Consider the following 14,261-nt stretch of genomic DNA (forward strand, 5'->3'; position numbering starts at 1 on the left):
GATCCCCGCGGATCCCGACCGCCTCCTGCTTCTGGTCGGCGCGCCGGGAGCACCACCGGCGGTGGAGGTGTGGCCGGCGGTGCGGCACCTGCTCGGCGTGCTGCCCGCGGACCAGCTGGACCGGATCCAGCTGGCACTGCCCGCCGGCAGATAATGCTCGGCGCTTGGCGAGCGCTTATCCGGTAGGGCACCGGGGTCCGTTACGCCTTGTAGCCGAGTGCGCGATCCGGGTCCGTCCCCGGGTGGATGCCGGCGATGAGTTCAACCCCTCGGAGGAGGCTGCTCTGTCATAGCCGCGCGCGAAGCTGATCAATGGGCGGAAGCGGCATTTGTTCGTCGACCCTCATCGCCGCCTGATCAGCGGCCGATCAGCAGATCCGCGCATGCGGTCGCGGGTGCTCGGCAGACGGAACGCGGCACACCAACGCTCGCGCTAGCTGTGGAAACAGGGGGAGACAGTCACTCAGCGGGGACGGAGGACGGAGTCGCGGATCCGCAGGGACGGGCTGATCATGATGCGGTGGGTGGGGCGCTGCGGATCGGCGATGCGGTCGGCGGCCAGGCGCACCGCGGCCCGGCCGATCGACCGGCGGGGCGGCCGGACCGCGGTTAGCGCGGGGCTGAACAACCCGGCCACCTCGTCGTCGTAGGCGATGATCGACAGGTCGCCGGGCACTGACAGGCGGCGTTCCTCGCAGCGCTGGACCAGCGCTATCGCTTCGGCGTCGGCGTGCACCAGCAGGGCCGTCGTCCCGGTCGCCAGCGCGCGGTCGAGGGCCTCGTCCAGAGCGGTCCGGCAGTCCGGGGATTTCGCGTCGGGCACCAGGGCGTCGACCGTGTCGGTCACGTCGATGCCGCACTCGGCGGCCGCCTCCAGCCAGCCGCGGCGCACGTGCGGGCGGGTCGGGCTGGGCGTGGCGAGAACCACGCCGACCTTGTGGTGGCCGAGGCCGATCAGGTGCCGGACGGCCATGTTCGCGCCCTGCGCGTGGTCGGTGACGACCGACTCCAGGTGGGCGTGGTGCGGGCCGGCGGTGGCGGTGCGCTCCAGCAGGACGACCGGCAGGCCGGTGCCGGCCAGCCACTCGATGGTGTGCTGGGCGGTCGGCACGTCCATCCGCGGCGCCACGATCAGGGCGTCGACGCCCTGATCGACCAGGCGGTGCAGTTGGGGGCGGTCATCCTCGGTCTCGTACGACGAGCCGCGCAGCACGAGGCGCAGGTCGACCTCGCGAGCGGCCTCCTCGGCGCCCCGCGCCACGTGCGGCCAGTAGTAGTCCAGTGACGGCACCAGCATGCCGACCGCGCCGCTGAACGGGCCGTCCGCCTCGGGGTCGCGCAGCTCGTCGACGGTGGGCAGGGCGACGCCGCCGTGCACCCGCCGGACCAGCCCCTCGGAGGCGAGCTGGGCGATGTCGCGACGGATCGTCACGGTGGAGGCGCCGAGCGCGTCGGTGAGGTCGGAGACCCGCAGCACGCCGTCGCGCTGCAACTGCTCCAGCAGTCGCGCCCGCCGGGTCACCTGGAGTGGCCCCCGCTTGTCTGGTGTGCTCACCGCTGGTGCTCCTTCACGGTCAGTTCGAGGGTACCGACGGGACCCATCGGGGTGACGTCGATGTCGATACGGGTCAGCCGGCTGCCCCACACGTCGGACAGCATCGGGTCGTCGAGTTCCCGCACCACGACCGAGCAGGGCAACCGCCCGGGCCAGGAGACCACGGCCCCGCCGGCCGAGAAACCGTGTTCCGATTGCTCCACGTCGCCCGCGACGATCAGGTGGATCGTCGTCGGCTCGGAGGAACCGGGCAGCAGGTCCCACGAGTCTCGGATGGTCACCGTGCCGGTGGCCCGGTCCAGCCGGGCGGTGCGGACCCAGTGGCGGATGTCGTCGCGCGGATAGGCGGCGGCCAGGTCCATGGTGATCGCGGAGTCGCCGGCGACCACGTCGCGCGCCGTGAACGCACGGCCCGGCGCCTGCGGCGTGCCCCGGATGGTCGGGGTGTTGTGCCAGCCGGACTGCATGGTCCAGAGCTCGTAACGACGCGGGCCGAACGTCTGCGCGGTGTAGGTGGGGCGGCCCGGATCGACCAGCACCGGCACTCCGTCCCGGGCGACGATGAAGCTGCCGACGTCGTTGTGGTTGTGGTTCTCGTCGTTGTGGCCACCCTTGACGACCAGGGTCAGCCCGGCCGTGCTGCCCTCGGCGGGCCGGGCCACCAGCACCTGGGTGGACGGGAACCACACGTCACGGGGCAACGGTGACGTCCCGGGCCGGGCGGTCACCCAGTCGGGGTCGGTGAGCGCCTGCAGCAGGTAGCCCAGCCCCTGGCTCTCGTGGGCGACCGGTTCGCCCGGGCGGCGGTGGGCGGCCGCGTGCGCCTCGGCGTCGCGGTCGCCGGCCAGGCGCGCCAGCCGGTGCAGGACGTGCCACGGCTGATGTGGTGACGCCCGCGCGGGGCCGTCGGCGTGATTCAGGTACCACGATCCGCCGAGGTGGACGCGGTGTGGGAAGGCGAGGAGGCGAGGGTCGGGATCCCGGCCGAGGAGGACCTGGGCCTCCAGATAGCGGCAGGCGCCGTACCACCAGTAGTGGTAGCCCTCGTCGATGGCGCCGTCGGCGGGCATGGCCGCGCCGTAGCGGTCGAGGCCTTCCGTGATCAGGTCGAGCAGCCGCTCGCGGCGGGCCGGGTCGCCGGCCAGGAATCGCACGGCGACCAGCAGGTTGCTGTGGATCCACGGGTTCCAGTTGTGCACGCGGCCGTCGAGGCCCAGCCAGTGCCAGTCGCGCCGCTCGGTGAACGGGACGAACACCCGATGTTCCACCTCGTGCCGGATCCGGGCCCGCAGCCCCGGGACGTGCGCGTCGAGCTGCTCGCCGAGCACGTGGTCGGTCCATGCGAGATCGGCGGCGTACTCCCCGGCGCCGAGATCGACACAGGGATCGGTCACGGTCGGCAGCACCGCGCCGTGCCGCTCGAACGTGTGGTCGTGACCGGGCCAGCACCAGGTGCTCTGCTCGCAGAACAGGATCACCCCGTCGGTCACCTCGTCCAGCCACACCGGATCGAGGGTGGCCGCGGCCAGCACCACCGCGCGGGCCAGGCGTTCCTGCCGGGCCCAGACGGCCTGCTCGTAGGTGTCGCGGTCGCCGTCGCGGAAGTAGCGGGCGAAGTCGTGGGCCAGGGGAGTGGGCCAGGGCGTGCCCAACTCGGCACGGGCCCGTTCCTCCAGGTGGCGGAGGGTCGGCCGGTCCACTGACTCCCAGGTCCGGCGGTCTCCGGCGGGTGGCACACGCATGTCTCCCCCTGTGATCGATCGCGATCGTATCAGATCACTTTGGAGATCCTTTGGCGAGCGATCGCCGCCTATCGGACCGCTTGACAGGTCCATTTTCTCCGCGCAAACCCAGTTCAGGGCGTTGGGTGAGTACTTTTGGCGCTCTCTGAGCGAAGAACTCATTGACATGCTCGATTGTGAGCGTTTTACTTCCCGGAAACCGATCACAGGTACCCGCCCGATCGATTCCGGAGCGTGACGTGCCCCCCTTGAACGCCGCCCTCGCCACCCGTGCCGACTGGACCGGGTTCGCCGACCGTCTCCTCGCCGCCGCGCACCGGCACGCCTCGCCGGGGCACGCGCTCATCACGCCGCCCGGCGCCGAGGGCGGCTACGGGTGGCGGGTCGACGGCCTGGAGGGCTTCGCCCGCACCTTCCTGCTGGCCGGGTTCCGCCTGGCCGGCGAGCGCGGCCAGGGCCTCGACGAATTGGCCGAGCGCTATGCCGCCGGCCTCGCGGCCGGCACCGACCCCACCTCACCCGAGCGATGGGTACGCCTCGGCGAACACGCCCAGGCCAAGGTGGAGGCCGCCTCCATCGCCCTGATCCTCGACATGACCCGCCCCTGGATCTGGGACCGCCTCGACGGCGCCGTCCAGGAGCGGATCGTCGACTACCTGTCGCCGGCCGTCGGCGACCCCACCTACCCACGGATCAACTGGGTCTGGTTCCGCCTGGTCGTCCAGACGTTCCTGCGCTCGGTCGGCGGCCCGTTCTCCACCGCCGAGATGGAGGAGGACCTGGCCACCCACGACACGTTCCGGCGTGCCGACGGCTGGCTGTCCGACGGCTCGTCCCGGGCGTTCGACCACTACACCGGCTGGGCCCTGCACCTCTACCCGATCCTCTGGTCCCGCATGACCGGCGCGCCCGGCCCACGGAAACAGGACGTCGCCGGCCTCGACCGGTTCCTCGACGACGCGCTCGCCCTGGTCGGCGGCGACGGCTCCCCGCTGCTCCAGGGCCGCAGCCTGATCTACCGGTTCGCCGCGGCCGCCCCGTTCTGGGCCGGCGTCCTCGCCGACGTCCCGTCCCACTCGCCGGGGCAACTCCGGCACGCCGCGGCCAGTGTGGCCGGGCACTTCGCCGCACGCACCGCCGCGCAGCAGGATCTGCTGACCCTCGGCTGGCACGGCCCGTGGCCGCGGCTGGCCCAGTCCTACTCCGGCCCCGCCTCGCCCTACTGGGCGAGCAAAGGCCTGCTCGGCGTGGCCCTCCCGGCGGACCATCCGGTGTGGGCCGCGCCCGCGGAGCCGTTGCCGGTCGAGACCGGTGACGTGCTGCGCGCCGTCCGCGCCCCGGGCTGGCTGATCGCCGGCACCCGCGCCGACGGCATCGTCCGTGTCGTCAACCACGGCACCGACCACGGGGAGGAGGGCGTGCCCGGTGGCGACTCACCGCTCTACGCCCGCCTCGGCTACTCGACGGCCACCGCCCCGGTGCTCGACGAGAGCGGCTGGACCGACCCGGCCGACCAGTCCGTCGTCCTGGTCGACGTGGCCGGGCGGCACTCGCACCGCACCGGCATGCGCACGCTGGCCGTACGCGTCGAAGAGGGTCTGGGGGTTGCCGGGTCCGTCGCCGAGGCGCACTGGCTGGACCCGGACCCGCCGGGCCGCGACCACGGCGAAGGCCGGTCCGGAAAGCTCCGCCCGGCCGGGCGGATCACCGTTCTCTCCCTGGTCCGCGGCCCTTGGGAGATCCGCCTCGTCCGCGTCCGGCCGGTCGGCCCGGAAGCCGTCCGGCTGCGTGTCGGCGGATGGCCCGTCACCGGCGGGGAGCTCGTCTCCCGGCTGACACCGATCATCGGCGAGGGAGAGGCGGGCACCAGCCGGCACGAGGACGCCTCCCCGTTCGCCGGACCGGTCGAGGTGCCGTGGATCGACTTCGCGGTGCCGGACGGCTGGATCGCCGTGCTCGTCGAACTCACCACCCAGCAGGCGCGGGCACGATGCCGCGCCGAGATCCACCAAGGCCGCGTCCGGATCGTCTGGCCGGACGCCGTTCTCACACACACCCGCATGGAAGAAATAGAGGAGTAGAGATGAAGCGCTCCCTCGCCGCTGTCACGGCGGTCCTGCTCGCCGTCGCCGGCTGCAGCAGTGGCGGTGACTCCGAGGAGTCCGGCCCCGTCACCCTCACCCTGGCCGGCTGGAGCCTGGCCACCACGCCGGAGTTCCAGAAACTCGCCGACGGGTTCCGCGCCGCGCACCCCGACGTCACCGTCGAACTCAAGGAGTACGACGCCACCAACTACGACACCCAGATGGTCGCCGACCTGGCCGCCGGCAAGGCCCCGGACATCTACGTGCAGAAGAACCTGAAGAACTTCTACACCTACCAGAACGGCAAGCAGCTGCTCGACGTCTCCGACGTGGCCGGCAAGCTGGGCAAGGGCGTCGGCGGCCTGAGCGCCTACCAGGTCGACGGGAAGACGTACGCGATCCCGTACCGGCAGGACTCGTGGGTGCTGTTCTACAACAAGAAGCTGTTCGACCAGGCCGGCGTCAAACACCCCGACGGCTCCTGGACCTGGGACGACTACGCCGCCGCGGCCAAGGACCTGACCCCGAAACTGAAGGCGGCCGGGTCGAAGGCCCTCGGTACCTACCAGCACGTCTGGCAGTCCACCAGCCAGGGCTTCGCGCTGGCCCAGACCGCCGGCGCCGACCTGTCCAGCGGCGACTTCGGGTTCCTCAAGCCGTACTACGAGAGGTCCCTGGACCTGCAGGCCGCGGGGGCCCAGGTCAGCTTCGGCGACGCCACCACGAACAGCCTCACCTACCAGGCACAGTTCGGTAAGCAGCAGGCCGCGATGATGATGATGGGCACCTGGTACATCGCCACCCTGCTCAGCCAGCAGGCCAAGGGCGACGCGGACGCCTTCGAGTGGGGCATCGCCCCGGCGCCGCAGCTGACGAAGGCCACCACCGGCACGTCGGCGACCCCGGTCACCTTCGCCGACCCGACCGGGCTCGGCGTCAATCCGAAGATCAGCGAGCGGAAGACCGCGGCGGCCAAGGACTTCCTGGCGTACGCGGCCGGCCTGGACGCCGCGAAGGCGCTCGCCGGGATCGGCGTGACCCCGGCCGACAGCAGCGCGGTGGCCGACACCATCTTCGCGCTCAAGGGCGCCCCCACCGACGAGCTGTCGAAGTTCACCTTCGCCACCCACGACACCAAGCCGGAGAACCCGGTCGCCAAGAGCACCGCCCCGCTGCAGAACATCCTCAAGGACCTGCACACCGCGGTCCTGTCCGGCAGCAAGCCGATCGACGTGGCGATCACCGAGGCTCAGGATCGGGCCAAGAACGAGGTTCTGAGCAAGTGACATCCGCGCGGGCCCGGCGCCGTCCGCCGGGCCCGCGGTACGACAGGAGTCCGTAATGACGACGATGCCCGCTAACCGCCGGCGGTGGCGTAACACCGCGGTGGGGCTGGGTTTCCTGCTGCCGAACTTCGCCGGTTTCGTGATCCTCACGCTGGTGCCGGTGGTCCTGTTGTTCTACTACGCCTTCACCGAGTGGAACATGTTCGGCGGCGCCACCTTCAACGGCCTGGACAACTTCCGGCGCATGGCGGGTGACTCCAGCTTCTGGACAGCGCTGCGCAACACCCTCTACTACTCGGCCTTCCACATTCCGCTGACGCTGGCCGTCTCGCTCGGGCTGGCGCTGCTGCTCAACCGCAAGCTGCGCGGGGTGGGCTTCTTCCGGACGGTCGCCTTCTTCCCGTACATCACCTCGATCGTCGCGATCGCGCAGATCTGGAACATGCTGTTCAGCCCCGGCTTCGGGCCGGTCAACGAGGTGCTGCGGTGGATCGGCGTGGACAGCCCGCCCGGCTGGACCACCTCGGCGGACTGGTCGATGCCGGCCGTCATCGTGGTCGGCACCTGGCGCGAGATGGGCTACTACATGCTGCTGTTCCTCGCCGCCCTGCAGACCATCCCGGCCCAGCTCCACGAGGCGGCCCGTGTCGACGGTGCCAACGCGTGGCAGCGGTTCCGGGCGGTCACCCTGCCCGGCCTGCGGCCCACCACCTTCTTCATCACCGTGCTGCTCACCATCGGCAGCTTCAAGGTGTTCGACCTGATCCTGGTGATGACCGACGGCGGGCCCGGCCAGTCGACCCTGGTGCTCTCGCAGTACATCTACAAGAAGGGCTTCCAGGAGAACGAGTTCGGTTACGCGTCGGCGGTCTCGATCGTGCTGTTCGCCATCTGCTTCCTGGTGACGGTCATCCAGTTCGTCGTCAACAAACGCAGGAGCGAATGATGACCACCCTCCTCCAGCCGCCCGCGGCGCCCGTGCTGGAACAGGACACCGCCCGGCCGGCCCGGCGGCTGCCGAAACTCTGGCGCATCCTCGGGTACCTGACTCTCGGCGTGGCCGCGGTCGCGGTGCTGCTGCCGTTCTACTGGATGGTCATGTCCTCGCTGAAGACGAACAACGAGGTCTTCGCCATCCCGGTCCGGTGGATCACCACCGACCCGGTGTGGAGCAACTACGCCGACATCTGGCGCAAATCCGAGATGACCACCTGGCTCGGCAACACCGTCTTCCTCTCCGCCGTCGTCACCCTGCTCCAGGTCTTCACCGGCAGTTTCGCGGCGTACGGCTTCTCGAAGGTCCGCTTCCCCGGGCGCGACGTGCTGTTCCTGGCCTACATCGGCACCCTCGCCGTGCCGTGGCAGTCCTACATGGTCCCGCAGTTCGTGATGATGACGAAGCTGCAGCTCACCGACACCCTCTGGTCGATCGTGGCGCTCCAGGCGTTCGGCGCGCTCGGGGTGTTCATGATGAAGCAGTTCTACGAGACCATTCCCGACGAGCTCATCGACGCGGCCCGCATCGACGGGATGAGCGAGTTCGGCATCTACCGGCGCGTCATGCTGCCGCTGTCGAAGCCCGCCCTGGCCAGCCTGACTCTGATCACGCTCGTCACGACGTGGAACGACTACATGGGGCCGCTGCTCTACCTGCGCAGCCCCGACCTGTGGACCGTCCAGCTCGGCCTCAAGTCGTTCATCAGCCAGTACAACGCCGAGTACGCGCTGATCATGACGGGCTCGGTGCTGTCGGTGCTGCCGATCGTGGTGATCTTCCTGGCCGGGCAGCGCTACTTCGTCGAGGGCGTCGCCACCACGGGGCTCAAAGGATGAACTACGGGCGGATCTTCGAGGGCGTGTACGTCGCGCTCGTCACCAACCTCATGCTGGCGGTCGCCTGCTCGCCGCTGCTGGCCGTCGTGCTCACCACCGACACCGGGCGGACGTGGCCACTGCTCGTGCTGCTGTCGCCGCTCGGCGGGCCGGCCCTCGTCGCGGCGTTCACGGTGCTCAGGTCGTACCCCGATGATGCTGTCCAGGTCTTCTGGCGGGCCTGGCGTGCGTCGGCGCGCCGCGCCCTGACCGCGACCGCGCTCGCCGCCGCTGTTCTCCTGGTCCTCGGGGTCGACGCCGCCTGGGCGTGGGGAACGCCCGGAGGCGCGGTCGCTCTGCCGGTGATCGCCGTGGCGATGACGCTGATCACGATCACCACGCTGCTGGTGCTGGTGACGCTCGCCGAGCGGCCCGGGGCGCGGCTGCGCGACGCCGCCCGCGCCGGCGTCTACCTGGCCGTGCGCCGCTGGTACCTGAGCCTGTTCTCCCTGCTCGTGTTGGTGTTCTTCGAGGCGCTGCTGGCCGCCCGGCCGGCCATCGCGATCGGGGTCGCCGCCAGCCCGCTGCTCTACATCGTCTGGGCCAACAGCCGCTTCACGCTGAACGCCGCCCTCAACGAACCAACGATCGAAAGGACGACATGACGGCGATCGCCGATCAGACCGGAACTGCCGTTGCCGCCGCCCTGCGCACCATCGACGCCAACATCGCCGAGTTCGGCGACAGCTATCCCGACGACACCACCGAGAACGGCCGGTACCGGCCCCGTCCCGGTGGAAACGTCGGCTGGACCACCAGTTTCTGGCCGGGGATGTTGTGGCTCGCGCACGACCTGACGGGGGAGGAGATCTACCGGGAGGCGGCCGTCGCGCATGTGCGCTCGTTCGTCCACCGGATGGACGAGGGCATTGATCTCGACACCCACGACCTCGGGTTCCTCTACACGCTGTCGTGTGTGAACGCGTGGCGGCGCGAGGGCGACCCGGAGGCGAAACGGGCCGCGCTGGCCGCCGCCGACCACCTGCTCACCCGGGTACTGCCGTCGGCCGGGATCATCCAGGCCTGGGGTGCGCTCGCCGATCCGCGGCAGCGCGGCCGCACCATCGTGGACAGTTTGATGAACACGCCGCTGCTGTTCTGGGCGAGCCGGACCACCGGGGATCCGCGGTACGCGGCGGCCGCCCGCCGGCACACCGCTCAGCTGCGCGACCACATCCTGCGGCCGGACGACACCACCTATCACACGTTCTACTGGGATCCGGTGACCGGCGAGCCGCTGCGCGGAGAGACCGAGCAGGGCAGCGCGGACGACTCGTGCTGGGCGCGCGGGCAGGCGTGGGGCATCTACGGATTCACCCTCAACCACCGGTACACCGGGGATCCGACCCTGCTGGACGCGGCGGTGCGATGCGCCGACTACTTCCTCGCCCACCTTCCCGAGGACCAGATCGCGCACTGGGATCTGATCTTCGCCCGGTCACCGGGAAGCGCTGAGGAGCGGGACAGCTCGGCGGCGGCGATCGCGGTCAACGGGCTGCTCGAGCTGGCCGCCGCCGCGCCGGCCCGGGAGGACGCCTACCGGTCGGCCGCCTACCGGATCCTGCAGTCGCTTCAGGACGGTTACGCGACCGGCGGAAAGCCGGACTCCAACGCTCTGTTGCTGCACGGCGTCTACGACAAACCCAAAGGCGTCGGGGTCGACGAGGGAACGCTCTGGGGGGACTACTTCTATCTGGAGGCCCTCGCCCGCGTGACCCGTCCCGGCTGGACCCACCCCTGGTAAGGAGACTCCCCATGGATTACCGGTACCACTGCTACATTCCCGCCGCGGAAGGCCTCAACGCGCTGCCGTTCAACCCGTGCTCGCTGCTCGACTTCCAGCTTCTCGTGCTGGAGGCCGGGCAGACCTGGTCGGGATCGTCGGGGGATCGGGAGATCCTGGCCGTGGTCCTCGGCGGGGTCGCGAACTTCTCCGTCGGAGGGGAGAAGTTCGCCGGCGTCGGCGGACGTGCCGACGTGTTCTCCGGCAAACCGCACTCGGTCTACATCCCGATCAACACGGACTTCTCGATCGAGGCGGTCGGCGCGGTGGAGATCGCGCTGCCCAGCGCACCGAGCGATCTGGTGACCGCGCCCTACGTGATCGCGCCCGACCAGGTCGCCGAGGGGCGATGGGGCGCGGCCAACTTCGGGCGCGGCTACCACCAGATCCTGACCGAGATCGCCCAGCCTTCCCTGCCGGCGCGGCGGCTCATCGTGGGAGAGACGTTCACGCCGTCGGGCAACTGGAGCACCTACCCACCCCACCGGCACAAGAACGACAACCTCCCTCTGGAGGCCGCGCACGAGGAGATGTACTACTTCCGCGTCGCCCCGGCGGGCGGCTTCGGGATCTGCCGCCTCTACACCGATGAGGGCTACGAGGAGAACTTCACCGTCCGCGACCACGGCGTCCACATGATGCCCGAGGGGTACCACACGGTGGTCAGCGCGCCCGGCTACACCACCTATTACCTGTGGTTCCTCGCCGGGACACAGCGCACCCAGGGCGCACACGAGGACACCGCCCTCAGCTGGGTCGGCCAGACCGTGCCCACGCTGCGCGACCTGGGCCTCTGATGATCCTGGACGGTCACCCGCCGGACGGGTCCCCGGCGGTCCTGGACGGTCCCCGCCCGGCCGGGTCCCCGGCGATCCTGGACAGCTTCCGGCTGGACGGCAAGGTCGCGCTGGTCACCGGCGGCAACCGCGGCCTGGGTCGGGCGTGCGCGAACGCCCTGGCCGAGGCCGGCGCGTCGGTCATCGCCACCGGCAGCAAGGAACTCGACCTGGCCATCGCCGACCTGCACGCCTACGTGTCCGGGTTGGATCAGATCGACATCCTCGTCAACAACGCCGGGATCATCCGGCGCGCCGCCGCCGCCGAGGTGACCGCCGGCGACTGGCACGACGTGCTCACCGTCAACCTCGACGCCGCCTTCCACCTCTGCCAGGCAGCCGGCCGCCGGATGCTCGCCCAGGGCCACGGAAAGATCATCAACATCGCGTCGATGCTCTCCTTCCAGGGCGGCGTCCGGGTTCCCGCCTACACCGCCAGCAAACACGCGATCCTGGGCCTGACCAGGGCGCTCGCCAACGAGTGGGCCTCGCGCGGGGTCAACGTCAACGCGATCGCCCCCGGGTACATGGCCACCGACAACACCGCGGCCCTGCGCGCCGACCCGGCCCGCAACACGGCCATCCTGGACCGGATCCCGGCCGCGCGCTGGGGCGAGGCCGACGACCTCAAGGGCGCGGTCGTCTTCCTCGCCTCCGACGCCGCCCGGTACGTCCACGGCGCGGTCCTCCCGGTCGACGGAGGCTGGCTGGCTCGCTGACATTCACCGGTACGCCGTGGGCCGTCCCCGGCCGCAACCACATCTCCCGTGGCCACCGCGCGACGTGGACCGGGGCCCGGCCCGCGGCGCGACCGCCGGGCTGCTGCCCGCTCCCGGCCGGACCGTCCGTCGGGTCTTCGGGCCGCCGGCGTGCCGAAAATGTCGGTGGGTCCTGGCATCATGCCCGGCATGGAGATCCTGCCGGGTGAGGGCGTGGCGTTGGCGAGAGTGGGCGAGAGCCGTGACGTGGTGGAGAGCCGGGTCGGCCCACCGGTCCATCCGGGCCGGCAGGACAGGGCGGTCTACGCGACCAGTCCGATGCTGGTGATCTCCTATTTCGAGGACGAGGTCGAGCTCGTCGAGATGGGCTACAGCGGCGATGGCGGCGAGGAGGTGTTCTTCGACGGCGTCCAGTTGACGTATCGGATCATGAGTGACGTCGTCGCCGATCTGGAAGCGCGAGGCCACCGGGCAGTGCCGAGCGACATCGGGTTCTCCTTCCGGCCCGGCTTCTCGATCTTCTCGATGGGCTCGCAGAGCGCACGCGATCTCGATCCTCAGGCCGCCGATGACGCGAGTGTCGTCGAGGGCGTGTCGGTCGCCCCGGCGGAGTATTTCCTGGAGCTGCTGGACGATGACGATGACGATGACGGGAAGCCGGGGGAGTGAGTGCCTGTCTCGCTACTTCAAGATCAGATTAGGGCCGGTTCTGCGCTCGCGGCATGAGCGGTGCAAAGCGGGGTGCCCAGGGCTGGCTGTCGCTGGTCCCGCAGCCGACCGGTGCGGGCCGGGACTCGGCACCGAATCCGGTGCGGCGGTGTCCGCTCTGTGGTGAGAGGTTGCCGGTGGCCGCCCGGAGGTCGATGGTGTTCTGCTCGCCTGCGTGCCGGGCGCGGCATTGCCGCACAGTTCGGCGGAACCGGGCCCGGATCGCTGTGGTGAGGCAGGGCCGTCGGGTGGTGTGTCCGCAGTGCGGAGTCGAGTGGGTTGCGGGTTTGAGCGCAGAGAGTCCGCAGTGTTCTGTACGCCGGCCTGTCGAACGCGGGCGCGGCGGGCGCGGTCGCCCGTTTCCGGCCGGTCGAACGGTTGACCCCTGTCGAGGGACTGTGACCTTGCTGGCCTGCGTTTCAGCCTGGAAGACATCGACTGTGGTTTCTGGCGGTGGATCAGCTACCGCCCCCGTGGGCGGCTGGTGGTGACGCAGATGTCGGAGAAGATCGGCAGTGTGACGAGGGATCGTTACGACGCGATCGTGGTCGAGGTCCGGGCGTTGGTCCAGCAGCGCAACCGCATTCAGTTCATGATCGGCGACCGGGCGCTGGAGGTCTTTACCGACCGCCGGAGCCGGTGAACCGAATCTGACCTGCGGCGATACATAAATTACATGTCCACGACGGCGCTCGGAGTTACGGACAACGCCTCCGGCCGGCGGCCCCGCGGTTCCCGGATCAAGATTTCAATTTGCTTTTGTGGCGAATGTTAATAGCTGTGGTCGCTTCCGGACGCCAATGTAAGAAAGGTGTAAGGGAATGATTCGGGTGATGTTCGCCCGCGGCCAGAAATGATGTCTCCCATCGAATCCTCGAAGTCGCCCGGTTATGGTCGGATCACCTCAATCGATCTACGTGGGAGATGGAAGATGCGTAAATCCGCCCTGTCCGCCGCCGTCACGGTCATCGCTGCGACGATCGCGGGAGCCGCGGCTCCCGCGAGGGCTGCCACCGCAGAGCACTCCAAGATCAAGCTGGAGGCCGGTGCCGGTAACCACCTCAACACCGGATCGGTCATCTACAAGCCCGTCGGGGCACCGAACGCCTTGAAGATCCTGACGGTCCGGGCCACCGGCGCTCAGGACGACTGTGCCTGGATCGAGTGGAACGAGCCGGGCTTCGGCTGGAGGCGTCTCACCAGCGAGCCCTCGTGCGGGGGCACCACCGTGGTGGAGACCACCGACCGGGTCATCTCGGCCAACGACGGATACCAGATCAAGGTGCGGCTGGTCGCCTACCACGGTTCGGAACTGGCACACAAGGACGTCGAGAACCTTGGCTGAACCTGTCCACCCGGTGCTGAACGGGACCGGATGCGCAGGGTGGATCGCGGGTTGAGTGCGCCCAGCCAGCTGCCGGCGTAGCGACCCCATCTCGATGTGACCGTGGTTGAGCGCGTCGTACAGCGCGCCATGCCCGCGGCGGTGCTCCGGTGCCAGCGACAGCCGACCAGGGTCTTGACTGGCCCGTCGGTGCACAACACCGCCTCCGCCGCCTCGAACAACGCCTCCGCCCGCGCGTTCAGGCACCGGTAGAACTGCTCGCGGAATCCCGCCAGCACATCGATAGCTCTTGCCCGTCCGTCATGACGGCGACAACGAGTATCGATAGTCA

At 69.8% G+C, this 14,261-nt stretch carries 13 protein-coding genes; 11 read left to right on the forward strand and 2 right to left on the reverse strand.

Translation table 11 applies throughout. The features are described 5' to 3' along the window. Window positions 1-463: 463 nt before the first annotated feature. Both QLQ12_RS28770 and QLQ12_RS28775 read right to left on the reverse strand, forming a co-directional pair. On the reverse strand, window positions 464-1,555 hold the full coding sequence (locus QLQ12_RS28770; RefSeq protein ID WP_282763692.1) for a substrate-binding domain-containing protein: 1,092 nt from the start codon (window positions 1,553-1,555) through the stop codon (window positions 464-466). Beyond that, entirely contained in the window at window positions 1,552-3,297 is a 1,746-nt protein-coding gene (locus tag QLQ12_RS28775) for a heparinase II/III domain-containing protein (RefSeq protein WP_282763693.1), read from the reverse strand. The genes QLQ12_RS28770 and QLQ12_RS28775 overlap by 4 nt, the downstream gene beginning before the upstream one ends. Window positions 3,298-3,536: 239 nt before the next feature. Here QLQ12_RS28775 and QLQ12_RS28780 point away from each other — a divergent pair, with 239 nt between their 5' ends. The 11 genes from QLQ12_RS28780 to QLQ12_RS28830 all read left to right on the forward strand — a co-directional run bounded on the left by QLQ12_RS28780 (window position 3,537) and on the right by QLQ12_RS28830 (window position 13,930). Then, on the forward strand, window positions 3,537-5,378 hold the full coding sequence (locus QLQ12_RS28780; protein ID WP_282763694.1) for a DUF2264 domain-containing protein: 1,842 nt from the start codon (window positions 3,537-3,539) through the stop codon (window positions 5,376-5,378). A gap of 2 nt (window positions 5,379-5,380) precedes the next feature. After that, window positions 5,381-6,667: an ABC transporter substrate-binding protein gene (locus tag QLQ12_RS28785; RefSeq protein ID WP_282763695.1), complete on the forward strand. Its 1,287-nt coding sequence runs from the start codon at window positions 5,381-5,383 to the stop codon at window positions 6,665-6,667. Window positions 6,668-6,722: 55 nt separating this feature from the next. Beyond that, window positions 6,723-7,613 carry a carbohydrate ABC transporter permease gene (locus QLQ12_RS28790; protein ID WP_282763696.1) on the forward strand — a complete coding sequence of 297 codons (891 nt, stop codon included), beginning with the start codon at window positions 6,723-6,725 and terminating at the stop codon, window positions 7,611-7,613. Then, window positions 7,613-8,500 (forward strand): carbohydrate ABC transporter permease, encoded by an 888-nt coding sequence (locus QLQ12_RS28795; RefSeq protein ID WP_282763697.1) that lies wholly within the window; start codon window positions 7,613-7,615, stop codon window positions 8,498-8,500. Before QLQ12_RS28790 ends, QLQ12_RS28795 begins: the two co-directional genes overlap by 1 nt. Beyond that, entirely contained in the window at window positions 8,497-9,144 is a 648-nt protein-coding gene (locus tag QLQ12_RS28800; RefSeq protein ID WP_282763698.1) for a hypothetical protein, read from the forward strand. Before QLQ12_RS28795 ends, QLQ12_RS28800 begins: the two co-directional genes overlap by 4 nt. Then, window positions 9,141-10,283, forward strand: coding sequence for a glycoside hydrolase family 88 protein (locus QLQ12_RS28805; RefSeq protein WP_282763699.1), 1,143 nt, complete (start codon window positions 9,141-9,143; stop codon window positions 10,281-10,283). The genes QLQ12_RS28800 and QLQ12_RS28805 overlap by 4 nt, the downstream gene beginning before the upstream one ends. 11 nt (window positions 10,284-10,294) lie before the next feature. Further along, complete coding sequence (gene iolB, locus QLQ12_RS28810; protein ID WP_282763700.1) at window positions 10,295-11,119, forward strand: 5-deoxy-glucuronate isomerase; 825 nt, start codon at window positions 10,295-10,297, stop codon at window positions 11,117-11,119. Next, window positions 11,119-11,877 carry an SDR family oxidoreductase gene (locus tag QLQ12_RS28815; protein ID WP_282763701.1) on the forward strand — a complete coding sequence of 253 codons (759 nt, stop codon included), beginning with the start codon at window positions 11,119-11,121 and terminating at the stop codon, window positions 11,875-11,877. Before iolB ends, QLQ12_RS28815 begins: the two co-directional genes overlap by 1 nt. 189 nt (window positions 11,878-12,066) lie before the next feature. Next, window positions 12,067-12,546, forward strand: a complete 480-nt coding sequence (locus tag QLQ12_RS28820) for a hypothetical protein (RefSeq protein WP_282763702.1) — start codon at window positions 12,067-12,069, stop codon at window positions 12,544-12,546. Window positions 12,547-13,081: 535 nt separating this feature from the next. Next, entirely contained in the window at window positions 13,082-13,228 is a 147-nt protein-coding gene (locus QLQ12_RS28825; protein WP_282763703.1) for a hypothetical protein, read from the forward strand. Window positions 13,229-13,516: 288 nt separating this feature from the next. Next, window positions 13,517-13,930, forward strand: a complete 414-nt coding sequence (locus tag QLQ12_RS28830) for a hypothetical protein (RefSeq protein WP_282763704.1) — start codon at window positions 13,517-13,519, stop codon at window positions 13,928-13,930. Window positions 13,931-14,261 lie beyond the last annotated feature (331 nt).

Origin of the sequence: Actinoplanes sandaracinus (assembly GCF_030009775.1) — a bacterium.
Taxonomy (GTDB): Bacteria; Actinomycetota; Actinomycetes; order Mycobacteriales; family Micromonosporaceae; genus Actinoplanes; species Actinoplanes sandaracinus.